Raw genomic sequence first — 24,752 nt, forward strand, 5'->3', positions numbered from 1 at the left:
GGCCGCTCAGTATTTTTCAATGTCCACCTTTTCCACGCTGTCGCTCAGGTCCCGGTTCAAAAAGACGGACGCCAGCTGGCTGAACCCCTCCACGCTGTCGCTCACATAATAGCAGCAGTCGCCGCTTTGTCCGGGATCGGCGGTCAAATCCCGGATGCGAAGCTGCCGCTTCAGGTCGGCGGCCACCTCCACTCCGGAATTTACCAGAACCACACCCCCGCCCAGGTACTCCCCGATCACGTCCATAAGGAGGGGATAATGGGTACAGCCCAGGACCAGGGTATCCGCACCCCAGTCCCGGATGGGCTTCAAATATTCCGAGGCCACCGTTTCGATCACGATGTCCCCCCGGCGAAACCGCCCGTTTTCCACCAGCGGGACGAAAAGAGGGCAGGGATACGCCCGCACTTCCGCCTCCGGGTTCCACTTTTGGATCAGGCGCTCGTAGGCGCCGCTGCGAACGGTGGCCTGCGTGCCGATGAGGGCGATTTTCCCGTTCCGTGTGGCCCCCGCGGCTCGCCTTGCCGTGGGATCCACCACACCGAATATGGGAAGGGTGTATTCCCTCGTGATGACGTCCATGGCGGTGGTGCTCACGGTGCCGCAGGCAATCACGATGGCTTTCAGATCAAAGCTCTGCAGGAACTGCACGTCCTGCCTGGCGTATTTGATGATGGTCTCCCGGGAGCGCCCGCCGTAAGGCACGCGTCCGGTGTCTCCAAAGTATATGACATTCTCAGAAGGCAGTATGTTCATAATCTCCCGGACGGCGGTGAGCCCTCCCAGGCCGGAATCGAACACGCCTACAGGCCGGTTATCCACAGTCAGATTCCTCCAAACGCAATTGGCTTTTTCTATCATATGATACCGTCATCCATAAAACAAGTCAATTTTTGAGTTAAAGCCGCCCCGGTACGGAAATTCCAAGCATCACATCCGGGAGACCTTTTAGGGCCGGCTGCACCTTCTCCGGCGCTTTTTCCGCCTGAATTGGCGTTTATTGCGACCGATTACTCATTATTTTCCCACGTTCCGCCTTATATTCCAATCATCCGAGACGGTTTTCCGTTATTTCCCACATTTCTCCTCTTAATTGTTACTTTCGCCACAATTTTTCTGTAGAAATGCAATTGACTTCATACTATAATAGGTCTATAATTTTGGTCTCAGATATAGGGTTACAACCGGACAGAACTTTTTTCATCAAGGAGGGGCGGCAATGAACATCGAATTGACGGCAAAGCAATACAGACGGCTGTTGGATTTGGTTTACATTGGAAACTGGATTCTGAACTCCATCCGGGGAGACGACCGGTTCGCCGACTACGATGAGGTGGAAAGCCTGATTTTTTCCCACTGTATCAAAGAGGGAATGCCCTCTCTGACGGAGCACTACAACGGCACTCTGATTCCTTCCCGCTCCTTTGCCGAAGGCGGAATCCACGAAGCCATCGCCGATTACGAGAATACGGTGTTCTACGAGGTCCTGGCGGAAGAGCTGGCACGGCGGGACATGAATTACGAACCCATCAGCAATGAGAATTACGAGGAGCTCTCCCACCGGATCGACGAGTACATAGCAGAATTTGAACGCAACGGCACGGAGAATATTCTGGTGGATATTTAAACGGATCGGCCGTTTTTCAAATGCTTTACCTCCCGCCGCATTTCTGCGGCGGGTTTTTTTATCCTGTTTCAAAGTCCGGTGGATGGGAAAAGGCGGGAGTGGACTGCGAAAAGCCGCGGCTTTTCACAGTCCACTCCTTAATTCTCTTCGGTTCCCGCGGACCTGTCCTCTTGACAAAGCCCCGCCGCACCGATCGTCAGCCGGTTCTGAACCGGCCGCCGCCAACCGGAGACCGGCGCAGGGTGAGCGCCGCTTTATTTCATCAGCTCATAGACCAGCCGGGAATACTCCGCCGGATCCTCGATGGGAAGGTCCGCCATGAGAAGCGACTGGTAATACAGCACTCTGGCGTACAGCGCGGCCTTCTCCCGGTCGGTTTCAAAGGCGCTGCGAAGGGCTTCCACGGCGGGGTGCTCGGGATTGAGCTCCAGGACCCGCTCGGCGGTGAGCTTTTCTCCCGCCGCGTCCGGAAGGCTTCTGAAGTATTTTTCCATCTCCAGGGAAACGGGGCCGTCGGCCGTCATGCACACGGCGTGGCTTTTCAGTTTCCTGGAAACGCGGGCTTCCTTGATTTTATCGCCCAGGGTTTCCTTCACAAAGTCCAGAAGCCCCCGGTTTTCCTCAATCTGCTTGTCGTGTTTTTCCTGCTCCTCTTTGCTTTCGGGAACGGCATTGTCGTCGTTAACGGATTTGAGTTCCTTTTCTTCCACCTTGCCCAGGATCTGAACCACGAACTCGTCCACCTCATCGGTGAGATAGAGGATCTCATAGCCCTTTTCCAGGAGACGCTCAGTCTGGGGAAGCTTACCCAGCCGCGCGACGTTGTCTCCTGCGGCGTAGTAAATATATTTCTGGTCCTCTTTCATCCGGGACACATACTCCGCCAGAGTCGCATACTTCTCCTCCGCCGAGGAGTAAAAGAGCAGCAGATCTCTCAGCAGATCCTTGTGCGCGCCGTACTCGGCGGCGATACCGTACTTGATCTGCAGGCCGAAGGCTTTCCAGAAACGTTCGTATCCCGGCCTGTCGTTTTCCAGGAGCTTTCGAAGCTCGGCTTTGATCTTCTTTTCCAGGTTGGCGGAGATCACCTTGAGGCCCCGGGTGTGCTGAAGCATCTCCCGGGAGATGTTCAAAGACAGATCCTGGGAGTCCACGACGCCCCTCACGAAGCGGAAATGATCCGGCAGGAGCTCCGGGCACTTGTCCATGATGAGAACGCCGCTGGAATACAGCTGCAGCCCTTTTTCAAACTCCCGGGTATAAAAGTCGAAGGGAGCCCTGGCCGGAACAAAGAGTAGGGCCTTATAGGTGACCGCTCCCTCCGCGCTCACGGTAATCACCGCGGCGGGGTCTTCGTAGTCCATGAACTTCTCCTTGTAGAAGCTCCTGTACTCCTCGTCGCTCACCTCGGATTTGGGGCGCTGCCAGATGGGGACCATGCTGTTGAGGGTCTCGGTCTCCATATAGGTTTCCCATTCGGGAGCCGCGTTCTCCGCCGTGCCTTCCGCCTTATCCTTCCGGCGGTGCTTCACCATCTCCATACGGATGGGATACCGGATATAGTCGGAATATTTTTTCACCAGGGCGCTGATCTCGTGGGCGTCCAGGAAGCGGCCATACTGCTCCTCCTCGGTGTCCTCCTTCAGCTTCATCACAATCTCGGTGCCCACGGTGTCCTTCCGGGATTCCTCCACCGTATAGCCGTCCGCTCCCGCGGACTTCCAGCGCCAGGCCTCGTCCGAACCATAGGCCCGACTGGTCACGGTCACCTCGTCGCTGACCATAAACGCGGAATAAAAGCCCACTCCGAACTGGCCGATGATGTCCATGTTCTCGCCGGAGCTGCTCTGTTCCATCTCCTTCTTAAATTGAAGTGAGCCGCTTCTGGCTATGACGCCCAGATTGGATTCCAGCTCCTCCTTTGTCATCCCGATGCCGTTATCGGTCACCGTTATGGTCCGGGCGCCCTGGTCCAGCTTGATTTCTATGCCGAAATCGCTCCGGGACATGCCCACCTTGTCGTCGGTCAAAGACAGGTATGCGAGCTTGTCCAGCGCATCGCTGGCATTGGAGACAATCTCCCGGAGAAAGATCTCCTTGTGGGTATAGATCGAATGAATCATCAGTTCCAGAAGCCGCTTTGACTCCGCTTTGAATTGTTTTTTTGCCATGAACCGTACGCCTCCATTGATATTGTCCTATTATTCAGGCCCGGGCGCCTGAGCGCCCGCAGGGCCGTTCATACCGTTCTCCCGTTAAACCGGGAAACAGTATAAATACATATTAGCACTCTTTTGTATCGAGTGCTAATATCAATATACCCTATCCTTTTCCATTTTTCAAGAGGGCAGCACAACATTTTATAAGGGCCTTTCAAAATCTCCTTCATCCGGCGGGCAGACACATCCGCGGCCCAGAAGATAATCGATAAACTGCCTGGCCGTCCTGGGCGTCCGCCCTGCGTGGTGCAGCTCCCAGCGCATCGCTTCCCCATGAAGCGCCTCCGGTTCCATCCGGATCCCGGCTCTGGCCGCAAGGATATCCACCAGTTCCAGGTACTCCTGCTTTCCCAGGGCCAGGAAGGGGATACGAATCCCAAAACGTTCCGAAAGGGCGGCCTTTTCCTGGATGGACTCCTTGGGATCAATCTCGTCTTTGCCCCGTTCGCTGAAAAACTCCCGGACCAGATGCCGGCGGTTGGAGGTGGCGTAAACCGCGACGTTCACCGGGCGCCGCTCCAGGCCGCCCTCCAGCACGGTTTTCAGGCAGGAAAAGGTCTTGTCGTCGTTTTCAAAGGTGAGATCGTCCAGGAAAAGGATAAACTTCTGCCGTCTCCCGGACAGCTGCCGGATGAGCTCCGGCAGATCGCCCAGCCGCTCCCGCCTGACCTCCACAATGCGCAGATCCCCGAATTCCGGGATGCCCAGGAGGGATTTCACCGTGGCGGATTTTCCCGTCCCGCTCTCCCCGTAGAGCAGCACGTTGTTGATGCGGTTTCCTTTCAGAAAGGCCCGGGTATTGTCGATCACGGCGGTGCGCTGCAGCCGGTAGCCGACGAGCTCGTCCGCTCCCGGCACGTCGGGGTCCTCCACCGGTATCAGGTGAGGATCCTCCCAGACGAAGGCACGGTACCGGGCAAAAGGGCCCCAGCCGTTCCGGCGGTACTGCTCCGTAATTTTCTGAAAATCCAGTTTCCTTCCCGTCCTCCATTCGGGCAGGGCATCGACGGCAGGGCCGTACTCCGGCCCCGCGGCCTCAAGGGCCAGCGCCTTGAGCCGTTTTGCGCCGAGACTGCCGAGGCGGGAAAAGGCATCCAGGTCCCGGCGGGCAGCACGGACGAGGGACGGGTCCGCTTTGCCTTCGGAGGCGGCCCTGGCATAGGGCGAGTCGTCATACAGGATGTGATCCCGGAGATATTCTCCCAAAGAAGCGTATCCCTCCCCGGCCAGGGCATAAAAAAGCTCCGCCCAGCGGTCCAGCAGGACCCGGGGTCGGGGGGAGACTGCTCCCAGTTCCTCCAGGAGCCCCAGCGCGGCCTTCACCGCGGGCAGCAGCGTCACATTCCTATAGGCGGCAGCCGAGGCCAGCCGCCTTTCCAGTTCCCTGATTTCTTCCAACTGTTCCATGTACGATTTCCTTTGTGCGAGACTGAAAAGCCCCGGAATTTTCTATATCACGCCGCGGAAGCCCTTGCCGATAATACCGCTGGTGTTGGTAATGAAGATGAAGGACTCGGGGTCGATCTCCCGGACGTATCGCTGCAGAAGCAGCGCCTGGGCCCTGGGGAGCACCGTAAGCACCACCGTTTTGTGTTCATGGGTGAAGGCGCCGGTGGCATCGTAGGTGGTGGCGCCCCGGTGCAGCCGATTGGATATAAAGGTGCAGATGGGGTCCGGCTTAGTGGTCACGATGGTAAAATATTTGCATAGGTTAAAATTTTCAATGGCGGAGTCCACCACCAGGGCCTTCATGCCCAGGCCCAGAATGGAAAAGAGGCCCGTCTTGGGTCCGAAGACGGCGAAGGCGGCCAGGGTAATGACAAAATCGGTGGTGAGAAGGCTCACTCCGATGTTGGCATTGGTATACCTGCGAAGGAGCATGGCGACGATATCGGTCCCTCCGGTGGAGGCGCCGATGTTAAAGAGAATCGCCGAGCCGAAGGCGGGGAGCATCACGGCAAACATAAGCTCCAGGAGAGGTTCGTCCGTCATGGGAGCCGACATGGGCCACACAATTTCGAGAATCCGTATGACGCCGGACATGAGGATGGTGGAGTAGGCCGTCTTGATGCCGAAGCTCTTGCCCAGGACCAGATATCCGATGAGCAGAAGCGCGATATTGATGATGAGGATGATCGTGCCCGGGGTGTAATTTTTCAGCAGAGCGCTGAGAATGAGGGATATGCCGCTGACGCCACCGGTAGAAAAATTGTTTGGAAATTTGAAAAAATACACGCCCGCGGCTACCAGCAGGGTACCCGCGTTCAGCAGTCCGAAATCCTTCCACTTTCCCTTGTCCATCTGTTTTCCGATTCCCTCTCCCATATACTTGCGCGATATCCATCCGGAAACGATCGCTAAAACTCGGCGCTTCCCGCCGTTCTGGGATAGGGCAGCACGTCCCGGATGTTGGTGATTCCGGTGAGATACATGATGATGCGTTCAAAGCCCAGGCCGAAGCCCGCATGCCTCGTTCCCCCGTAGCGGCGGAGGTCTAAATACCACCAGTAGTCCTCCGGCCTGAGACCCAGCTCACGCATGCGCTCCTCCAGGACGTCGAGGCGCTCCTCCCTCTGGCTGCCGCCCACGATCTCCCCGATGCCGGGCACCAGCAGGTCGGCGGCGGCCACGGTATTCCCATCGTCGTTGAGGCGCATGTAGAAGGCCTTAATCTCCTTGGGATAATCGGTGACGAAGACGGGGCGCTTAAAGTGCTTTTCGGTGAGATAGCGCTCATGCTCCGTCTGCAGATCACAGCCCCAGGAGACGGGATACTCGAATTTCTCCCCGCTTCCCAGAAGGATTTCCACCGCGCGGGTATAGCTGATGCGGGCAAATTCCGAATGGAGAACGCCGGTGAGACGCTCTAAGAGCTCCTTGTCCACAAAGGCGTTTAAAAACTGGATCTCGTCCGGGCATTTTTCCAGGACCGTCTTGATAATAAAACGGATCATGTCCTCCGCCAGGTCCATGTCGTCCTTCAGATCGGCAAAGGCGATTTCCGGCTCGATCATCCAGAACTCCGCCGCGTGGCGCGGGGTGTTGGAGTTTTCCGCCCGGAAGGTGGGGCCGAAGGTATAGACGTTCCCAAAGGCCAGGGCAAAGCTCTCGGCCCCCAGCTGCCCGGAAACCGTAAGGTTGGTGGGCCGGCCGAAGAAGTCCTTCCCAAAATCCACGCTACCATCCTCTTTCCGGGGAGGATCGCCGGCGCTGAGTGTCGTGACCCGGAACATCTCCCCGGCGCCCTCGGCGTCGCTGCCCGTTATGATGGGCGTGTGTACGTAGACAAATCCCCGCTCCTGGAAAAAGGTATGGATGGCAAAGGCCGCCACCGAACGAATCCGGAAGGCCGCCGAAAAGAGGTTGGTGCGGGGGCGCAGATGGGCAATGGTACGCAGGAATTCCACCGAGTGGCGCTTTTTCTGGAGGGGATACTCCGGCGTGGAGGTCCCTTCCACTTCGATTTCCCTGGCCCGCACCTCAACGGACTGCCTGCCCTCGGGGGTGCAGACCAGAGTTCCCCGAATCACAAGAGCGGCTCCCACATTCTGCTTGGTTATCTCCGCGTAATTGGCAATCGCCGCGGACTCATACACCACCTGAAGGTTTTTAAAACCGCTGCCGTCGTTGAGTTCGATAAAGCCGAAGGTTTTCATATCCCGCATGGTGCGGATCCAGCCGCCCACCACGACCTTCTGCCCGTCCATCTCCTTGGCACGGGCATAAAGTTCTGAAATTTTACTTCTTTCCACGCAAATCGATCCCTCTCCCGTTTATTTATCAACCGTCCGCTCAACCGTTTCCGCTGCGCGTTCTTCCGAAGTGTCCGCGGTTATTATACCTGTTTTTCCCCCCGTTTACAACAGGGGAATCGCCTAAAGCGCCTTGACAGGAGCTTTCCGGTATTCTACGATGGACGGAGACATGATTTAGGAGCGGCATTATGAAAGAATTCATTTTCGAAAACATCCGGATTTTCCTCATCTATCTCGCAGCCGTCAATCTGCTGGCGTTCGCGCTCATGGGAATCGACAAAAGGAAGGCCAGGCGGAGCGCCTGGCGGATCCCCGAGCGCACGCTGTTTCTCGCCGCAATCCTGGGCGGTTCGCTGGGCGCAATCGCCGGGATGCAGATCTTCCGGCATAAAACCAAGCACTGGTATTTTCAGCTGGGCATGCCGGCTATTTTCGTAGCGGAGCTTGTCGCCCTCGTATATTTTCTCAAGTAAACCAACAGCCTTTCGTCATTAAAAACCGCGGATGGATCCATCCGCGGTTTTTTTCCTGCTGTATCGGGAAGAAAGGCGCACACCTTCCGGAGCGGACGGTTTCAGGGGGAAAAGCAATAGGCGGTAAAATAGTTATCCGAATACAGACGCTCGTATTTTGTCAGATCTGTCTCCTTAAGAATTTCCGCTACGGCGGCATACTGGTCCGTGTCCCGGTCCAGGTAGACCATCAAATCCCCGCCGTATCCGATTTCGTCCAGAATCGATCCGAGAGAGGCAATGTTTTCCTCCCGGGTACAATAGATCCGGGGATAATGCAGAAACTGTGTGACTTCGTCCGCAGTTTCCCAGCAATCTTCGTAGAAGCAGACGGCCGCACCGCAGGGGTGGGCTTCCATGAGGGCGCCGTAGGTTTCACTCTCCGGATAGAGATACAGTATGCTCCCGCCGCGATAGGACAGGATTGTGACAGCGGCAAAAAGGATGAGCAGGGCCGCGGGGAAAACAGCCGCATTTGCAAAGAGCCGCCGGAACATCCAGCGGGTTAAAAGGACAAAGCACAACGCCGCCAGAGGGAGCAGGAAAGACACATACCGAAGGTTATAATACGGAGCAATTTGGGCGATGACGGCAGCGCAGGCGGCAACGGATATCGCCAGGAAGAAAAACGCCGGGCGCCGGCGCGGCAGAACGGAGCCTGACCGCGTTTCGTCCGCCGGACGGTTCGGGTCTGCGCGCGTTTCGGCGTTTCGTCCCGGGCGGTGCGTTTTATCGTATATCGCTTTGCCGATACAAGCCAGCAGGAGCAGGACCAGAAGCAAAGACAGCTCTTTCGTCCAGGTGTAAAAGAACGCCCTGCCGAGGATGGTGAGGTATGCGGAGAGCCTATGGGCGAACAGCGAAACCGACAGGCTTTTTAAATTGGCGAGCGCCTCGTTCCCCCTGTCGCTGCCGATAAGACCGCGGGTCAGGGCGGTGGGCCAGAGGGCAATCATAAGCGCAAACGCCCCCAGCATGCTCCCGGCATACAGGGCGGCCGCTTTCCATTGGCGAAGGAAAAGCCGGTAAAACACAAAGCAGGCCGCGAGGAAGAAAAGAAAGAGGGCGGAATAATAGTGGGTCATTAAGCAAAGGAAAGAAAAGAGACCCGCAAAAAGCAGATTTTTGGCGGATTTTTTCTCCGAAAGCAGCTTCAGGTGGAAGTAAACCGCGCCCATGGTCCACATGGCGAGCATACTATACATCCGAACGTAAATGACCATGCTCGCGGCTCCGGCACTGAACCCCCAGAGAATACAGGGCAGAAAAGCGAACCACTTCTCCTTCCCCTTAAAAAACCAGGACGCGCAGAGAAATAAAAATATCTGTGTGACAACAAAATAAAGCATGTTGGGAACGATGCCCAGCCATTTTGAAAAAATCCCCGGAAACAGAGAACAGGAGGTATGCAGAAACAGGTGAAACAAGGGTACGTGGGACGGGTCATTATTTACGTTGGCAAGAACAGTATCGTACGAAAACCTCCGGTCTTCGCGCACATACAAAGAGCCCGCATAATACTCCGTACTATGCCAGGTGTCCGAATAACCGGGTTCATCGTGCAAAAACGCCTCATACAGTCCGTTGCAGTTCTGAAATGAGTATATTTCATCGATATGAAACCCCTGTTTCTGAAAGCCCCAATAGGTCAAAACGCCCAGCTGCAGCAGAATAAGCGCCGCCAGGGAGAGCAGAAGCCGGCACCTCCGGCGCCGTATGATCTGCGGACAGGTTTCCGCGGCAGTCAGACTATTCATCGTCTTTCCTCTCGTCACTCGTGTTGCAGGATTGATTGCCTCCCGGTCCGGGTTTGCCGGACACCGTAATGATATGGTTTTTAAAAATGCGGACCGGTATGGAACACGCGGCCCCAAAGCGGCAATTGAAAACGCCGGCAGAAAGATCTGCCGGCGTTTTTTATCTGTTTCAGGTTGTGCTCAGGCTTTCAAACGGGACTACGGTTCCTTCCGCCGGAGCCTCTGCGGGCGTCTGTGTCGTGGCGGAATACTGGAGGGTGCCGTTCATGGTCATCTCCAACGAATCGGGCACCGACATGGTCATATCAAGTGTTACTTTTCCTGTGGCATCCATGGCCGCGGTCATGGACATGCTGAGGGTACCTTCCTGCTCCATGCTCATGGCTACGGAATATCCGGTGAAGGTGTCTCCGGTCAGATTGAAAGTGGTGGTGACGGTCATGTCCATGCCTTCCATGCTCTGCTTCAAAGCGGAGACGTAACTGTCACCCGTCTTCACAAACGCCTGATCGCTGTACATGGCGTTATAAAGCGCCAGCACCGTCACAGCCGTATTGTCCTTATCGGTGAGGGGGATGGCCTTCAGGATTGCGGACAGATACTCCTGGAAGCTTTCTGCAGAGGCGGACAGATTCATCAGAGAGGTCAGGGGGACCTGGACTCCGCTCTCGGCCTGTACCTCCTGGGAAAGATCATCAAAGTTGAAGGAGAGCCAGCTGCCTTCCGCCAGACCCAGCATCTGATTGATGGTTTCCGAACGGATATACATCATGCCGGTTTCCAGGTTGACGATGAAATCCGCCTGCACATTATTCAGCAGAGACAGCAGCGCCAGGGTTTCCGTGTCGACGTTCTGCAGATCGCCGCTCTGGGAAAGCGCCTCCAGCAGGTTGGAGGTGGCGGTGATGCTCAGTTCCCCGCCGGTCTGATCCAAAAGCCCTTCCATACTGCCGTTGATCGTTACCGTAATGCCGCCGTTTTCCAGTTCCTCCGAGAGAAGCTTCATATCAATCGTCATGGAGCCGCTCACCGCATGGGGGACGGCGTTAAACTGTTTGGAAAACGCAAGGTATTTGTCCATCACCGTATAAGCTGCCGTATTGGCCGCCAGGATCGTGTCCACATCGTCCACGATGACGGTCTGATCGTCCTGATCCCAGCCCACGTTACAGCCGAACGCCTGGGCGGCAAAGCGCACCGGAACTAAAGTCCTGTTGTTCCGGGCGATGGCGGGCGCGTCGATGGTAATGGTTTCGGTGGTGTCGCCCGTCTTTACCGTCACTTCGCTCTGGCCGATAACAAAGGATACCGTGGTATCTCCACGGACCGCCGTGACGGTCATGGTGTCGGCGTCATAGTCCACCGAAGCGCCCAGCGCCTCGAAAAGGGCGCGGAAGGGCACGTAGGTACGCCCGTTTTCCGCGAAGGGACTGACATCGGTAAACGTAAGCGCCTGCCCGTTTAGCTGCACGCTGATCCCCTTAGGTTCGGCGGCGGCCGACGCGCCAAGCATCGTCAGAGACAACGCAAGGGTAACCGCTACGGCAACCGCGAGAATTTTTTTCATTGCTTTCCGCATGATCTGCGCCTCCTTTTAATTTCCACTACATTTTAACAGTATCGGATAATAAATGCAATGGAATTACGGTATTTATCGATAAACCATCCTGCCGGTATCAGTACAGGTCTCCCGCGGCGATTACGGGACCGTCCGCGGGGCAGGGCGCAGGCTGCTCGCTGGTTTCTGTAAACTGAAGAGAACCTTCCACAACCAGTTCCATTTCCGAAGGCTGCGTCACGGTCACGGAAAAGGTCTCCATTCCTGCGGCGTTCAGCCCCACCTTGGCCACGACGATCGACCCGTCTTCGGTCACCTGTTCCAGCTGTACGGAGCACCCTGTCATACTCTCCCCGTTCATGGTGCAGGAGCTTTCCAGGCTTATCGTATAGCCTCCCTGTTCGTCCGCATATGTCGAAACATACCCGCTTCCCGTTGCGGTCATCACCTGATCGCTGAAGAGTGTGTTCAGATGCTGAAGCACCGTTGTGGCCGTATAATCCTTATCGGTCAGCGAGTTCATCCTCAGCAGAACCGCCAGGCTGTCCCGGAAGCTGCCCGGGGACAGCATCGTACTGAGAAGAGAGGACAGAGAAATCAGCGTTCCGCCCGTCATATAATATCCTTCCGTCATCTCATTCAGGTCCTGCGAAATCCACGTCCCCTCTTCGATTTCCTGCATTTGGTTATACCAATCCGAACGGGTATAGATCATGCCGGTCTCCAGATTCAGGAGGAACTCCACCCGGATGTTGTACAGCAAAGACGCCAGCATCAGGTTCTGGACATCCGCCCTCTGGGCGGCGTCCTTCTGCGCCAGCTCCAGAAGATTCGTAGTGATAAGGACATCCATCGCCAGCCTGTCCCGGTCGACGAGTCCGCTCACATCCCCGTTGATTTCCAGGTCGATGCCTCCGCTTTCCGTTTCCGGCGAAAGGGAATTGATTTTCACGCCCACTGTTCCTCTCACCGCGTGAGGAGAAGCGGTAAGCCGACTGAAAAAGCCCAGGTATTTATCCATCACCGTATAGGTGGCCGCGTTGGCGTCCAGAATGGCGTCCACGTCGTCGATGACGACGGTCCGGTTGTAGGAATCCCACCCCACATTGCAGCCCAGCGCCTGAGCGGCGAAGCGCGCCGGGACAAACGTCCTGTTGTTCCGGGCGACGGCGGGAGCGTCGATGGCGACGGTTTCGGCGGTATCGCCCGTCTTCAAAATCATCTCGCTCCGGCCGACAACAAAGGACACCGCGGTGTCTCCCCGGACCGCCGTGACGGTCATGGTATCCGCGTCATAGTCCACCGCAGCGCCCAGGGCTTCAAAGAGGGCGCGGAAGGGCACGTAGGTGCGTCCGTTTTCCGCGAAAGGGCTCACGTCGGTAAAGGCAAGTTCCTGCCCGTTGAGCTGCACATGGATGTCCTCCGGCCCGACGGCCGCCGACGCCCCCGGCGCCGCGAGGGACAGCATAAGCATAAAAGCCAGACCGGCCGCCAGGATTCGTTTTACCCCTTTTCCCATGCCTTACATCTCCCTGCCATTTTTTCTATATATTAGCATCTTCACGCAAAAAAAGCAACGGCCCTGCCGGGTATCATATCCGGCAGGGCCATCGTATTCGGCGCTACTTATTCCTTTTGGCCAAGCTTTTTCCTGGTTCCCTGACTGTCCACGATATAGGTGTTTTCCAGCTGGGACACCAGGTTTTCCCGGACAGAGGCCAGATATTCCTGACGGAGCTTCTGCTGCTCTTCCCGTTCGCTTTCGGTGAGCCCTCCGGGCTCCTTCGCCTTTTTCGCCAGTGTATTGATTCTTGCTATCTTTTCCTGATCCATTCTTATCCCCTCACAGATACCGTTTAATTTCAACGGATATGCGGCCCTTTCTCGTGGCGCCGCCCACATGCTCCAGGACGATTTTCCCCAGGCCCCTGACCGTCACGGCGTCCCCTTCCCGAAGAAGCCTGTCGGGTTTCTGGCAATCCTGCCAGTTGACCTGAGCCCGCCCGGCGGCCACAAGGTCCGCCGCCGCGCTCCGGCTCAAGGAAAATCCCGCCGCGGCGACGCTGTCCAGCCGCAGGGCCGCCACCGTATCGCGGAAAAGTCTGGTTTTCCCTTCCGGAATCCGCAGGTCTTTCAGGGATACGGGCGCGAGCCTCAGCTCCGCCCTTCCCGCCTTTTCCATGCCGGAGAGAATCCAGTCCGCCACCTCCCGCAGCACCGGAAAATCACAGCCGTCCTCCGACACCAGAAGATCCCCGATACAGTCCCGCCGGACTCCCAGCCCCATGAGGCTGCCCAGGAAATCCCGGTGAGTCAGGCGGTTTTCGGGCGCGAACTCCGCCCGCAGGCCCTGGAGCGGGCCGGCGTCTTCCTCCTGAATCTCCTCCGCGGTCATGTAATCAGGCAAAAACAGAAGAATTTTTCGTTCGGCCTGCTCGTAACCGCCGAAAAACACAATGTTTTCCCCATCCCCCGCCGCTTCCAGCAGGCGGGCGGACACCTCCTGCTCCCGGGGATTCAGAAACCCCGTGGAAGAAAGGATATTCCTGCGCCGGGAGGTCTCCATCCGGTCCAGTACCCGGCCCAGGAGGATTCTCTCCTCTCCGTCCCGGGCAAACCGGTCCAGCAGTTTTCCCTTGTCCGTCATGGCTCTCTCCCCGTTTCCCCTTCCGCCGGAGATTTTTTATGGCGAGGGGAGCCGGACTCGAACCGCCTCGCCTGATGCCGAAGTCCCGTCATTCCTGCTCCGCCCGGGTCGCCTGCTGCGCCCTCCAGAGAGATGCGTATTCCCCGCCGGCGGCCAGAAGCTCCTCATGGGTCCCTTCTTCGGCGATGCCCGCTCCGTCGATGACGATGACACGATCGGCGTTTCTTATGGTGGAAAGCCGGTGGGCGATGATGAGGGTGGTGCGGCCACGGGCCAGTTCGTCAAAGGCGCTCTGAATCCGCGCCTCGGTGACGCTGTCCAGGGCGGAGGTGGCCTCGTCCAGGATCAGTATGGGCGGATTTTTCAGAAAGATGCGGGCGATGGAAACCCGCTGCTTCTGCCCGCCGGAAAGGAGCGCGCCCCGCTCCCCCACATAGGTCTCGTACCCGTCCGGCATCTGCAGGATGTCCTCGTGGAGCTCGGCCCGCTTTGCAGCCTCAATGATCTCTTCCCTCGTGGCGTCGGGCTTCCCGTAGCGTATGTTGTCGTAAATGGTGGCGGCAAAAAGAAAGACGTCCTGCTGGAAAATCCCGATCCTTGAGCGGAGATCCTTCTGCTTCACATCCCGTATGTCCCGGCCGTCCACCAGGATGCGGCCCGCCGTCACATCGTAAAACCGGGGGATGAGCTGGCAGAGGGTGCTCTTTCCCATACCGGAGGGCCCCACCACCGCCAGGGTTTCCCCGGCTTTTATCCTGAGGTTTATATGTTCCAGAACGTCCGTCTTCCCTTCATAGGAAAAGGACACGTCCTCCAGGTCGATATCCCCTTTTACCGAGGAGAGATCCCGGGCGCCGGGCCGGTCCGTCACCTCGGGGGAGGTCCGCATAAGCTCCACAAAGCGGTTGAAGCCCGCCATGCCCACCATGTACTGGTCCACAAAGGCGGAAAGCTTGCGCACCGGGGAAAGAAAGGCCGTAATATACAGGCTGAAGGTAATGAGGTCGATATAGGTCAGCTCCCCCTGCATCAGGAAATAACCGCCCACCGCAATCACCAGCACCGACATGACGGACATGAAAAACTCCAGCATGGCCTGATAGAAGGACATGGCCCTGTAATACTCCTGCTTGGAGGTTTTGAATCTTTCATTGGAGACGTTGAATTTGGAGATCTCCTCCTCCTCGTTTGAAAAGGCTTTGGCGGTGCGCATGCCGGAAATGCTGGATTCCAGGTCCCCGTTGATGCCGGCCAGGCGCTGCTTGACATGGGAGGAGGCAAGGATCATGCGTCTTCTCTGAAAAACCGTAAAGACCACAAACAGGGGAACGACGGAGAAGATGATCACGGCCAGGCGCCATTCGATGCCCAGCATGACGATGAGCGCCCCTATGAGGGTGACGGCGGAGATGAAAAGATCCTCCGGGCCGTGATGGGCAAGCTCGGTGATCTCAAAGAGGTCCCCGGTGACCCGGCTCATGAGGTGCCCGGTACGGTTCTTATCAAAGAAGCTGAAGGACAGATCCTGCATGTGGGAAAAGAGGTCCCGCCGGATATCCGCCTCGATGCGCACTCCCAGGGTATGCCCGAAGTACCCCACAATATAGTACATCCCGGAGCGAAGCACGTAAGCCAGCAGCAAAACCAGCATCACGGTGAAAAAAGCCTCGAACTGTCGGCCCGGCAGCAGCCGCTCCATAGACAGCTTGGACACGATGGGGAACGCCAGATCGATAAGAGAAATGCACAGGGCGCAGGACATATCCAGCAGAAAAAGCCCCAGGTGGGGCCTGTAATAGGAGGCGAATATGCCGATGGTACGTTTTGTTTTCATAGCTTCGGAGGTCATAGAGCGTTTTTCTCGTCCTTTCATAGGAAAATAACAGAATGCCTTTCTGCAGCCGGTCCGCCGGATGCGGGGTGAAAAAGGCACGCGTTTCTGCAGAATACGCGCTTATTGCTCAGGCCCGTTCATTACCAGTATATCACAGCCGGGTCTGCAATAACAACACGGCTCCGGCGGGTCTCCGGATAGTAGACGGGCGCGGTTTGCTATGGCGCCGCTCTTTAAAATGCGGCGCCGCTCTTTTCCTCAAAAGGGCGGCGCCGCTGAGATTTTCCTGTTTACCGCAAATTCACTGGGGTTTGACCCGGATGATGCACTCCAGAACCGTACTTCCGAATTTCGCGCGGATGGTGGTCGTTCCCTCGCCCACGGCCGTCACCTTTCCGCCGGCATCCACCTTTGCGACCGCCGTATTCCCGCTGGTCCAGGTCACCGTCTGGTCGGTACCCGTCACTTTCAGGGCGTAGGACTCCCCCGCTCCGGAAAACGTGATATCCGTTTTATTGAGGGACGCCTGGGTCACGGTGTCCCCAGAACCGCCCGTCTGGGCGGTGAGCTTCACCCGGACGATACAGGCGGCCGTTTTGCCTCCCGCGGAGGCAGTGACGTTCGCCGTACCCGCTCCCACGGCTTTAACAAGGCCCGAGGAGCTTACGGTGGCGACCGCTTCATCAGAGCTCTTCCAGGTCACCGTACCGGAGGGTGAAGAGGTCAGTTTCATCTGTGCCGTCTCTCCCACGGAGAAGAGGGAAATGTCCGTTTTTTCCAGGGTCAGCGCCGTATTTGCCGAGCTTCCCGGAGTAACCGCGGGGGAAGGAGAGACCTCCGTTCCCCCCGTGGGTTCCGCGCCGCTGACCACGGGAGGCACCGCGCCGTCCTCGTCCGGCTCATTCGTCACATCCGGAGAGGGCGAAGGAGTCACCTCCACCGTGGGGCTGGGAGTGGGGGAAGAAGCGGCGGGCGCATTATCCCGGATGGACTTGATAACGGAATAGATCAGAAAACCCGCAAGGGCAAGCGCTATGAGCAGAAGGATCACCCGGAAAACGCCGCCTCCGCGTTTGCGGGCAAGTCTCTTTCCGCCTTTCCTGCGCTGGGGAGACCCGCCGCAGAAGGGGCATTTTTTATATGTAGTGGAATAGTGTTCCCCGCAATTCGGACACCGTCTCGTACTCATGGATGGCTCCCTGCGCCGCGTGTCCGTTTACCTCTTCTCCAGGCTATCGGAGCATGCAATGCGGCGGCCGCTCCTTCCCGGCGGGCGGCGGGCCGAAATTGTATCTTCTGCTTACTGCGGGACAGAATACCGAAAGGATTTGTCGGCGTATCATCGAACGGGACACCGGCTTCCTGGTTTCCAAACTTTCCTATTTACATAATACATTATTATGCCACCTGCGTCAACCCGAATCGGACGAAATCCGACATTTTTTCTTACCGCAGAGCACACCGGCTTGACCGCAGGCCGGAGCATCCCTATAATGAAGCCAGGGGGGTGGAACGCTTGGAAACCTTGGTCATCGGGATCGCCGGCGGAACCGGCTCGGGAAAAACCACGCTGACGAGAAGCCTGAAAGAGCGCTTCGGAGACGATATCAGCGTCATCAATTACGACAGCTATTATAAGAGCTACGACACCCTCTCCTTTGAGGAGAGGCGGAAGCTCAATTTTGACCAGCCCGACGCATTCGACACCCCTCTCATGGCGGAACACCTGCGGTCTCTGATCGGCGGCAGGCCGGTGGCCTGTCCCGTCTACTCCTTTACCGAGTATATCCGCACCAAGGACACCGTCACCATCCAGCCGGCGAAGGTTCTCCTGGCGGAAGGGCTTCTGATTCTGCAGAACCCGGAGCTGCGGAAAATGATGGACATCAAGATTTTCGTGGACGCCGACGCGGATGTGCGGCTTTTGCGGAGGATCCTCCGGGACGTCAAAAAACGGGGCCGCACGCTGGACTCGGTCGCCGCCCAGTACCTGGCCACGGTGAAGCCAATGCACGACGAATACGTGGAGCCCAGCCGGCGATACGCCGACATCGTTGTGCCCGGAGGCGGGAGGAATCCCGTCGCCCTCGGCCTGATCATCGGGCGCATCCAGGAGCACCTGAAATCCAGCTGAAGGACTTGATTTGCACGCGTCCCCAGCAATTTATCCAAGGCGAGAATTCAAGGGCCGGCTGCGAAGCTGCAGACCGCGGCCCTTCCACTTATCAGGAGGTCAACTGTGCGAAAGACTAAAATTATCTGCACCCTGGGCCCCGCGGTTCCGGACGAGGAATCTCTCCGGGCCCTCATCCTGGCGGGGATGGACGCCGCCCGGTTCAATTTCTCCCACGGCACTCACGAATCCCATCTTCAACAGCTGAACCTTCTGAAAAAGGTCCGGAGGGAGCTGAGCCGCCCGGTCGCCACCATTCTGGACACGAAGGGGCCCGAGATCCGGATCCGGTCCTTTGCCGGGGGCAGCATCCAGCTGGCGCCGGGGGACCCGTTTATCCTCACCTCCCGGGATGTGCCCGGGAGCGCGGAGAGGGTCTCCGTCACCTATCCTTCCCTTCCCCGGGAGGTATCTTCCGGAAACCGGATCCTTCTGGACGACGGCCTGATCGAGCTTGCGGTAACGGAGATCCGGGGTGAGGACATCCTCTGCACCGTTATCAACGGAGGAGAACTCTCCAACAACAAGAGCATCAACATCCCCGACGTGCACATCGATCTGCCGTCCCTCACGGACCGGGACGCGGAGGACCTCCGGTTCGCCGCGGAAAACGGTTTCGACTTCATCGCCGCCTCCTTCATCCGGAAGGCCTCGGACGTGGAGGATATCCGCCGGGTCCTGCGGCAGTGCGGGGGAGAGGGCATTCTGATCATAGCCAAGATCGAGAACCGGGAAGGCGTCGACAATATGGACGATATTATCGCGACGTCCGACGCTGTCATGGTGGCCCGGGGAGATCTGGGCGTGGAGATCCCCATCTACGAAGTGCCCATTCTGCAAAAACGGATTATCTCAAAAAGCATCCAGCGGGGAAAACCCGTAATCACCGCCACACAGATGCTGGACTCCATGATCCGCAATCCCCGACCGACCCGGGCGGAGGTAAGCGACATCGCCAACGCGGTGTTCGACGGCACCAGCAGCGTGATGCTCTCCGGAGAGACCGCCTCGGGGAAGTACCCCCTGCGCGCCCTTTCGACTATGGTCCGAACTCTGGAGGCGGCAGAGGCGGAGATCGACTACTGGGCTCGTTTTCTGGCAGGCGGCTTTTCCGCCAGGGCTTCCGTCACCAACGCCATCAGTCACGCCTGCTGCACCACGGCCCACGATCTGGGCGCCGACGCCATTATCACGGTGACCACGTCGGGCCATACGGCCCGGATGATCTCCCGTTTCAAGCCTCAATGCGCCATCTCCGCCATCACCACCACCGACAGGGTGTGCCGCCAGCTATCCATCTCCTGGGGCGTGTTTCCCATTTTGACGGCACCCGTTACTTCCACGGACGAACTGTTCGATTGCGGCATCCGGGAATCCGTCCTGGCCGGAATCGTTTCCGCGGGAGACACAGTGGTGATCACGGCAGGGGTCCCCATGGGCGTCAGCGGCACCACCAATCTGATCAAGGCGCAGGTCGTCTGAACACTCTTTCCGAAAAGCTCTGAAAAGCACAACCCCCCATCTGTCCTCGAGCAGATGGGGGGCTACCGTTCAACCGGGATCAGCACTATTTTGTTTCTCCTTTCCGTGTCCGCGCATTTCAGGGTTTATTTGGGGCATTTGCTTGAGTCGGTCGCCAGTTTCCGTTTGTCTTCCAGCGGTTGGTCCGCCGAACCTGAGATTTCCGACCGGGCTTTTGCCGAACCCCCGTCCCCGCATGTGCAGGGCAGTTTTCCGCCGGTTCAGCCGGCACGAAATGGGTTCCTCCGTTCTTCCTGCATTGGAATCACCCCTTCCTTGTCTATATTGTACTATTCGATCTTGTTATTGTCAACTGTTTTTTATGCATTTTATTTATTATTCTTTTTTGGAAAGCAATGTAAAGCCCTTTGCTTATTGACTTTTTCAAGCGCAGTCTATAATATGTAATATGAACCATTGTTTCTACATTTTTTCCAAATCCCCACCGCATTTCCCCGGATTTCGACTGGTATAGGAGGGTACATATGGGGCATCTCGACAAGCTTTTTCCCGCGGCCGGTTCTGCGGAAAACGCATGGCAGGATTTGATCTGCAGGCTGGACGGCGTTTTTTCCGCCCACGTTATTTTTTCGGCCGACGGGCAGGCGGATGAAATCCACGTGCTTGCCAGCAACGCGAAAAACCCCAAGGCCCTGACCCGTGACATCCAGTCGGCTATCATTTCGGCTTTCGGAATTGAAATAGACTACCGGATTATTTCCATCGCGCAGATCGATTCCCAAATGGCTTCCGCTATGAATATCCGACTGAAATATACGGGGATCGAGATGAAAGCCAGAGGAGGAAGAATCACCGTTTCGGTCATTCTAGAGCGGGGGGACCAGGCTTACGTCGGGGAGGCGACCTGTTCTTCCCAAAGCTTTTCACGCCACAGGGCCATCGCCGCCGCAACCATCCAGGCGATCGGCCAGTTTGTCCCCAAAAACCACCTGATCGAACTGATCGACACCAGTCTTGTCACCTTTTCCGGCCAGTCCGTTGCCCTTGTATCTCTGAGCTGCGACAACAGCGCGAAGCTTCTGGGAAGCGCATTTATCGGAGACAGCCCGGACAACGCCTTCGTCTTCGCCGTGCTCAACGCCCTCAACCGGAGAATCGGCGGCGCCATGTAGCGCAAGGATGTACATCCTCCGCGCAGCCCACACGAATTTTCTCGTTTTCAATCTCCCCGCACCTTTACTTTGCTAAAAACAGATTCGGAACATATCACCAGAAAGCGGAGCGGATATAGCCTGCCTAACGAGCGGTTGGCAGAGTCTCAACTGAGGAGGCTATATCACATGAAAAAGACTTTGATCGCCCTTGCCAGCCTGTGCGCAATGCTGCTGTCCAGCGGTGCTTATTTCTGCGTAAGGTAACAGTATAAAAAGTCGACCTTCTGTTCCGAATCTGTTTTTAATTAACCAATTATTTTGCATTTTTGCCGGAGGAACCCTCAATGTTGAAAAGGCAAACTGCATACCGTTCTTTGATTATCGTGGTCGGTTTTCTGATCATCGGCTACTGCGCCGCTTATGTGATGAAGCAGGTGCAGGGATCCGGTTTTACAGTTCAGGACGCGGTAAACTGGGCAATCGTCCTGCTGCTGTTTGCCCTGTCCCGCTCTCTTCCCGTTTACATCTCGGAAGACAAGTCCATTGATGTGTCTTTTGTTCCCGTTGTTGCAAGCATGATGGTGTTTGGTCTGCATACCACTATCGTGCTCTTTTCCTTTTCTATCCTGTTTTTCTTCCTTATGGACGAGGATACAAAAAAACTGCGCTATGCTTTGAAGGCCTCTCCAGGCAACGAAATCTTCAATCTGTGCAATATCATCCTCTCGGATTTCGTAGGAGGGCAGATGCTGCTTCTCCTGGGAGGTACGGGGAGCGACTTCCGCTTTCCCTACTCGATTCTTCCGGCAATTCTATTTGCGCTGATTTCCATCTGTCTCAACCTGATCTTTTTCATTTTCGATTTCGTGTCCGCGGGGAAAGAAAAATTCGCCCCCATGTTCTATCAGAACATCCTGGGGATTTTGCCCAACGTGTTTTCCACCATTCCCTTCGGGATCCTGCTGGCCATCCTGCTGAACATGCAAAACGGCGCGTATTTCGTACTGCTGTTCATGTTTCCTCTGCTTCTGGCCCGGTATTCCTTCAAGCTGTATCTGGACAGCAAGTCCATGTACATGCGCACCATTTCCTCCCTGTCCATGGCGATCGATGCCAAGGACCGGTATACCCAGGGCCATTCCCAGCGCGTGGCGGCCTATTCCCAGCAGCTGGCGACCGCCATGGGCCTGCACAGGGATATGGTTGAAAATGTGAAGGTCGCGGCCATTTTGCACGACATCGGAAAAATCGGGGTCAGAAACGACGTGCTGAACAAGCCAGCAAGGCTCACGGAAGAGGAGTTTGAGGAAATCAAAATGCACCCCGTCATCGGGCGGAAGATCATCGACGATATCCGGCTGTCCCCCGTGATCAACGAAGCGGTCCTTTACCATCACTGCCATTACAACGGCGGCGGTTACCCTCCCAACGGACCGAAATTTGAAAACTTCCCGGTAGCCGCCGCTATTCTCGGCGTCGCCGACGCATTCGACGCGATGACCACCGACAGGCCTTACCGGAAAGGTATGACGAAAGAAGCGGCCACGGAAGAGATCCATCGTTTTTCCGGAACTCAGTTCGACCCGAAGGTCGTCACCGCCTTCGACTCCATCGTGGACAAGATCGAGCTCTAACACCGGCTCCCCCCGACCCCGCCGCCCTGAAAATCCGGCGGCCGGTCAGGAGGTTTGCAATATACCGGGTTTTTCCGATACGGATGAGGAAAGGAGGCGCCGCCTTGATTCTTCTCATGTTTGCAGCGATAGGGATTTCGCTGGGCTTATACAGGGGCGGCAGTTTCCGGAATATTGCCGACGGAACGGTGCGGTTTCTTCCTCTGCCGATTTTCGCCCTTCTTCTGGAGGTATGGCTGCCCTTTCTCCTGACCACGCTGAATCTCAGCGGATTTTGGGTCAAACCCCTCCCGCTGGTTGCGGAGTACGGAATGCTGCTGTTTTTCTCCGCGGCCAATATCCGTTCTTTCTGGAGCGGCTGGTTCGGAGTCGGCACGCTTTTTAATTTTGCGGTCATGGCGTTAAACGGATGGGCCATGCCCGTTTCCCAGGGGATTGTGAGCGGGGCGGCGGGTTCCGGAATCGTCCAGCGGCTGGCGGCCGGGGAGATTTCCGGATATGTTCTGGCGGACGCCGGGACCAGGCTTCTCTTCCTGGGAGACGTGATCGGAATCCACTTGGGCGCCAATCTGCTGGGGTTTGCCAGCATCGGGGATTATCTTTTGGGAATCGGCGTTGCAGGACTCGCCTTTCGTCTCGTCTGTCCTCGGTATTCGGGAAAACGGCTGGAGCGCGGTCCGGCATTCTGAATATTAAGTAAAATTAAAGATTCCGGTGCGGCGTCTGCCGTACCGGAATCTTTTTCTAAAAGCTTCAATCTGCTCTGTCCTATGGGGCGGCGCGTCGCGTCAATGCCATTTCAGTCCGTACTCCTTGGCCTTCCGGGCTATGGTGGCCTGGGAGGAGCAGAGGGCCTCCGCCGCTTTATAAGTAGTCCCATAGGTCTCCAGGGCGTTTTTCAGCACCGCTTTTTCAAAGTCGTTCATGATTTCCCGCAGGGACATGCCGTCCGTCGGCACCGTGCGCCGATCCTCCCCCAGCAAAATCCGTTCAATCTGGGTGGTGGTGATAAAGGATTCGTCGCCGATGATAATAAGCCTCTCCAGCAGATTTTCCATCTCCCGGATGTTACCCGGCCAGTTGTACTCCGTCATTAGGGACAGGGCACCCTGAGTCAGCTTTTTATTCTTGCCGTGCTCGTTGTTGAACTGGCTCAGAAAATGCTGCGCCAGAAGAGGGATATCCTCCTTGTGCTCCCGGAGAGGCGGGATGCGGATGGGGATGATGTTCAGACGGTAATACAGATCCTTACGGAAGGATCCGGCCTGGACCATGGCCTCCAGATTCTGATTGGTGGCCGCAATGAGCCGCACATCCACGGGGATTCCCGCCGTGCCGCCCACGCGCATGATCTCCCGTTCCTGCAGTACCCGCAGGAGTTTCGGCTGCAGGGCCTTTGGGAGTTCCCCGATCTCGTCCAGGAGCAAGGTGCCCGTATTGGCAAGCTCGAAAAGGCCGATCTTCCCGTGCTTGCTGGCGCCGGTAAAGGCGCCTTTTTCATATCCGAAAAGCTCGGATTCCATGAGGTTCTCCGGAATGGAGGCGCAGTTGACCTTGATGAAGGGGCGGCTGTTCCGCTTGCTCTGGTTGTAAATCTCCTTGGTCACCACCTCCTTGCCCACGCCGGATTCCCCGGTGATGAGCACGGTGGCGCTGGTGGAGGCGACGTAACTGACCATCTCCCGCAGGTCGCCTATCACCTTGCTGTTCCCCACGATGCTGGAGGAGGCATACTGCGTGCGATAGAGCTTCAGTTCGTCCGAAATGAGCTTATTCTGCTGAATGGCATCTTCCAGCCGGTCGCGTGTGTCGGAAAATTCCGTGATATCGGTACAGCTGGTGAGCACATAGGTGATCTTTCCCTCCCGGTAGATGGGCACGCTGGTGACGATCAGCTTGTTGTTGCTTGTGGAATAGGTGAACATGGAGACGGGCCTGCCCTGCTCCAGCGTAGCGATGGCCACGGAATCGTAGGTCTTCTGATCAAAGTGGGTGACGCTCCGGCTGCCGTCGGATTCCTCAATGGAGAAAAAGAACCCGTAGGACGATTTTCGCAGCACCTCGTTGATGTGGTGCCCCAGCACCTCGGTCTTCTTATCGTGCATGAACACTTCCCAGGCGGGGTTTACATATCGGATAAGCCCGCTGCGGTCGATAATATGTATGGGAACATCCAGAACATCCAGAAAAACGGAAAACGGAAGACGGATTTCCCCGTTTTCCTCCGCAGCCAGCTCCGCTCCGGCCCATTCCGAAGCGCAGGTTGCCCCGGCCAGCTTCTCAGCGGCATTCACCATCTCCGACGTGGGTATCGTGACAACCTGTTTCACGCGGCAGCCTCCTCTCATCCCGTTATCTTGGCTCATGCCCGCCAGACTGACCGTTATTCGGTTCGTCCGG

The 24,752-nt window shown here is 56.8% G+C and carries 20 protein-coding genes; 7 read left to right on the plus strand and 13 right to left on the minus strand.

Annotated features, from left to right (window positions below):
* Positions 1–6: 6 nt before the first annotated feature.
* Positions 7–822 (minus strand): glutamate racemase, encoded by an 816-nt coding sequence (gene murI, locus B9A13_RS05070; protein WP_084233976.1) that lies wholly within the window; start codon positions 820–822, stop codon positions 7–9.
* Positions 823–1,219: 397 nt separating this feature from the next.
* Between murI and B9A13_RS05075 the strand changes: the two genes are divergently transcribed.
* Positions 1,220–1,627, plus strand: a complete 408-nt coding sequence (locus tag B9A13_RS05075; RefSeq protein WP_084233977.1) for a hypothetical protein — start codon at positions 1,220–1,222, stop codon at positions 1,625–1,627.
* A gap of 254 nt (positions 1,628–1,881) precedes the next feature.
* Here the strand turns inward: B9A13_RS05075 and htpG are convergent, their stop codons facing one another.
* From htpG to asnS, 4 genes are all read right to left on the minus strand, one after another.
* On the minus strand, positions 1,882–3,798 hold the full coding sequence (htpG, locus tag B9A13_RS05080; RefSeq protein WP_084233978.1) for a molecular chaperone HtpG: 1,917 nt from the start codon (positions 3,796–3,798) through the stop codon (positions 1,882–1,884).
* 189 nt (positions 3,799–3,987) lie between these two features.
* Positions 3,988–5,253, minus strand: a complete 1,266-nt coding sequence (locus B9A13_RS05085; RefSeq protein WP_084233979.1) for an ATP-binding protein — start codon at positions 5,251–5,253, stop codon at positions 3,988–3,990.
* A 42-nt stretch (positions 5,254–5,295) separates the two neighbouring features.
* Positions 5,296–6,171, minus strand: coding sequence for a YitT family protein (locus B9A13_RS05090; RefSeq protein ID WP_084233980.1), 876 nt, complete (start codon positions 6,169–6,171; stop codon positions 5,296–5,298).
* A gap of 32 nt (positions 6,172–6,203) precedes the next feature.
* On the minus strand, positions 6,204–7,553 hold the full coding sequence (asnS, locus tag B9A13_RS05095; RefSeq protein ID WP_242942806.1) for an asparagine--tRNA ligase: 1,350 nt from the start codon (positions 7,551–7,553) through the stop codon (positions 6,204–6,206).
* A 236-nt stretch (positions 7,554–7,789) separates the two neighbouring features.
* On the opposite strand from asnS, the gene B9A13_RS05100 reads away from it, so the two are divergent.
* Positions 7,790–8,074: a DUF1294 domain-containing protein gene (locus B9A13_RS05100; RefSeq protein ID WP_200809687.1), complete on the plus strand. Its 285-nt coding sequence runs from the start codon at positions 7,790–7,792 to the stop codon at positions 8,072–8,074.
* Between the two features lie 101 nt (positions 8,075–8,175).
* On the opposite strand, the gene B9A13_RS05105 is transcribed toward B9A13_RS05100, so the two are convergent.
* The 7 genes from B9A13_RS05105 to B9A13_RS05135 all read right to left on the minus strand — a co-directional run bounded on the left by B9A13_RS05105 (position 8,176) and on the right by B9A13_RS05135 (position 17,098).
* Positions 8,176–9,870 (minus strand): ArnT family glycosyltransferase, encoded by a 1,695-nt coding sequence (locus B9A13_RS05105; protein ID WP_084233982.1) that lies wholly within the window; start codon positions 9,868–9,870, stop codon positions 8,176–8,178.
* 169 nt (positions 9,871–10,039) lie between these two features.
* The gene (locus tag B9A13_RS05110) at positions 10,040–11,449 is read right to left on the minus strand and encodes a copper amine oxidase N-terminal domain-containing protein (protein WP_084233983.1); all 1,410 of its coding nucleotides are present in this window, start codon (positions 11,447–11,449) and stop codon (positions 10,040–10,042) included.
* Positions 11,450–11,546: 97 nt separating this feature from the next.
* Positions 11,547–12,947: a copper amine oxidase N-terminal domain-containing protein gene (locus B9A13_RS05115; RefSeq protein WP_084233984.1), complete on the minus strand. Its 1,401-nt coding sequence runs from the start codon at positions 12,945–12,947 to the stop codon at positions 11,547–11,549.
* Positions 12,948–13,054: 107 nt separating this feature from the next.
* A complete protein-coding gene (locus B9A13_RS05120; RefSeq protein ID WP_084233985.1) occupies positions 13,055–13,261 on the minus strand; it encodes a DUF896 domain-containing protein in 207 nt (68 codons plus the stop codon).
* A 10-nt stretch (positions 13,262–13,271) separates the two neighbouring features.
* Positions 13,272–14,075 (minus strand): YlmH family RNA-binding protein, encoded by an 804-nt coding sequence (locus tag B9A13_RS05125; protein ID WP_084233986.1) that lies wholly within the window; start codon positions 14,073–14,075, stop codon positions 13,272–13,274.
* A gap of 88 nt (positions 14,076–14,163) precedes the next feature.
* Entirely contained in the window at positions 14,164–15,909 is a 1,746-nt protein-coding gene (locus B9A13_RS05130; RefSeq protein ID WP_242942786.1) for an ABC transporter ATP-binding protein, read from the minus strand.
* Positions 15,910–16,210: 301 nt separating this feature from the next.
* The gene (locus B9A13_RS05135) at positions 16,211–17,098 is read right to left on the minus strand and encodes an Ig-like domain-containing protein (protein WP_084233988.1); all 888 of its coding nucleotides are present in this window, start codon (positions 17,096–17,098) and stop codon (positions 16,211–16,213) included.
* 327 nt (positions 17,099–17,425) lie between these two features.
* Between B9A13_RS05135 and udk the strand changes: the two genes are divergently transcribed.
* The 5 genes from udk (at position 17,426) to B9A13_RS05160 (ending at position 23,041) form a co-directional block, all read left to right on the plus strand.
* A complete protein-coding gene (gene udk, locus B9A13_RS05140) occupies positions 17,426–18,043 on the plus strand; it encodes a uridine kinase (protein WP_084233989.1) in 618 nt (205 codons plus the stop codon).
* 105 nt (positions 18,044–18,148) lie between these two features.
* Entirely contained in the window at positions 18,149–19,564 is a 1,416-nt protein-coding gene (pyk, locus tag B9A13_RS05145) for a pyruvate kinase (RefSeq protein ID WP_084233990.1), read from the plus strand.
* A gap of 524 nt (positions 19,565–20,088) precedes the next feature.
* Positions 20,089–20,736, plus strand: coding sequence for a hypothetical protein (locus B9A13_RS05150; protein WP_084233991.1), 648 nt, complete (start codon positions 20,089–20,091; stop codon positions 20,734–20,736).
* Positions 20,737–21,062: 326 nt separating this feature from the next.
* Positions 21,063–22,352, plus strand: a complete 1,290-nt coding sequence (locus B9A13_RS05155) for an HD-GYP domain-containing protein (protein ID WP_084233992.1) — start codon at positions 21,063–21,065, stop codon at positions 22,350–22,352.
* Between the two features lie 104 nt (positions 22,353–22,456).
* Positions 22,457–23,041, plus strand: coding sequence for a DUF5317 family protein (locus B9A13_RS05160; RefSeq protein ID WP_143806894.1), 585 nt, complete (start codon positions 22,457–22,459; stop codon positions 23,039–23,041).
* A gap of 99 nt (positions 23,042–23,140) precedes the next feature.
* On the opposite strand, the gene B9A13_RS05165 is transcribed toward B9A13_RS05160, so the two are convergent.
* The gene (locus tag B9A13_RS05165) at positions 23,141–24,682 is read right to left on the minus strand and encodes a sigma-54 interaction domain-containing protein (RefSeq protein ID WP_159448032.1); all 1,542 of its coding nucleotides are present in this window, start codon (positions 24,680–24,682) and stop codon (positions 23,141–23,143) included.
* Between the last annotated feature and the right edge of the window lie 70 nt (positions 24,683–24,752).

The organism is Papillibacter cinnamivorans DSM 12816 (assembly GCF_900176335.1).
In the GTDB taxonomy this organism is placed as follows: Bacteria; Bacillota; Clostridia; order Oscillospirales; family Oscillospiraceae; genus Papillibacter; species Papillibacter cinnamivorans.

Bases quoted from the DNA above. Each gene is read 5' to 3' on its own strand.
- B9A13_RS05085 (WP_084233979.1), bottom strand. From the start codon at position 5,253: ATGGAACAGTTGGAAGAAATCAGGGAACTGGAAAGGCGGCTGGCCTCG.
- B9A13_RS05090 (WP_084233980.1), bottom strand. From the start codon at position 6,171: ATGGGAGAGGGAATCGGAAAACAGATGGACAAGGGAAAGTGGAAGGAT.
- B9A13_RS05105 (WP_084233982.1), bottom strand. From the start codon at position 9,870: ATGAATAGTCTGACTGCCGCGGAAACCTGTCCGCAGATCATACGGCGC.
- B9A13_RS05110 (WP_084233983.1), bottom strand. From the start codon at position 11,449: ATGCGGAAAGCAATGAAAAAAATTCTCGCGGTTGCCGTAGCGGTTACC.
- B9A13_RS05100 (WP_200809687.1), top strand. From the start codon at position 7,790: ATGAAAGAATTCATTTTCGAAAACATCCGGATTTTCCTCATCTATCTC.
- asnS (WP_242942806.1), bottom strand. From the start codon at position 7,553: ATGGACGGGCAGAAGGTCGTGGTGGGCGGCTGGATCCGCACCATGCGG.
- B9A13_RS05115 (WP_084233984.1), bottom strand. From the start codon at position 12,947: ATGGGAAAAGGGGTAAAACGAATCCTGGCGGCCGGTCTGGCTTTTATG.
- B9A13_RS05155 (WP_084233992.1), top strand. From the start codon at position 21,063: ATGTTGAAAAGGCAAACTGCATACCGTTCTTTGATTATCGTGGTCGGT.
- B9A13_RS05075 (WP_084233977.1), top strand. From the start codon at position 1,220: ATGAACATCGAATTGACGGCAAAGCAATACAGACGGCTGTTGGATTTG.
- htpG (WP_084233978.1), bottom strand. From the start codon at position 3,798: ATGGCAAAAAAACAATTCAAAGCGGAGTCAAAGCGGCTTCTGGAACTG.
- B9A13_RS05125 (WP_084233986.1), bottom strand. From the start codon at position 14,075: ATGACGGACAAGGGAAAACTGCTGGACCGGTTTGCCCGGGACGGAGAG.
- B9A13_RS05135 (WP_084233988.1), bottom strand. From the start codon at position 17,098: ATGAGTACGAGACGGTGTCCGAATTGCGGGGAACACTATTCCACTACA.
- B9A13_RS05150 (WP_084233991.1), top strand. From the start codon at position 20,089: ATGGGGCATCTCGACAAGCTTTTTCCCGCGGCCGGTTCTGCGGAAAAC.
- B9A13_RS05130 (WP_242942786.1), bottom strand. From the start codon at position 15,909: ATGAAAACAAAACGTACCATCGGCATATTCGCCTCCTATTACAGGCCC.
- B9A13_RS05120 (WP_084233985.1), bottom strand. From the start codon at position 13,261: ATGGATCAGGAAAAGATAGCAAGAATCAATACACTGGCGAAAAAGGCG.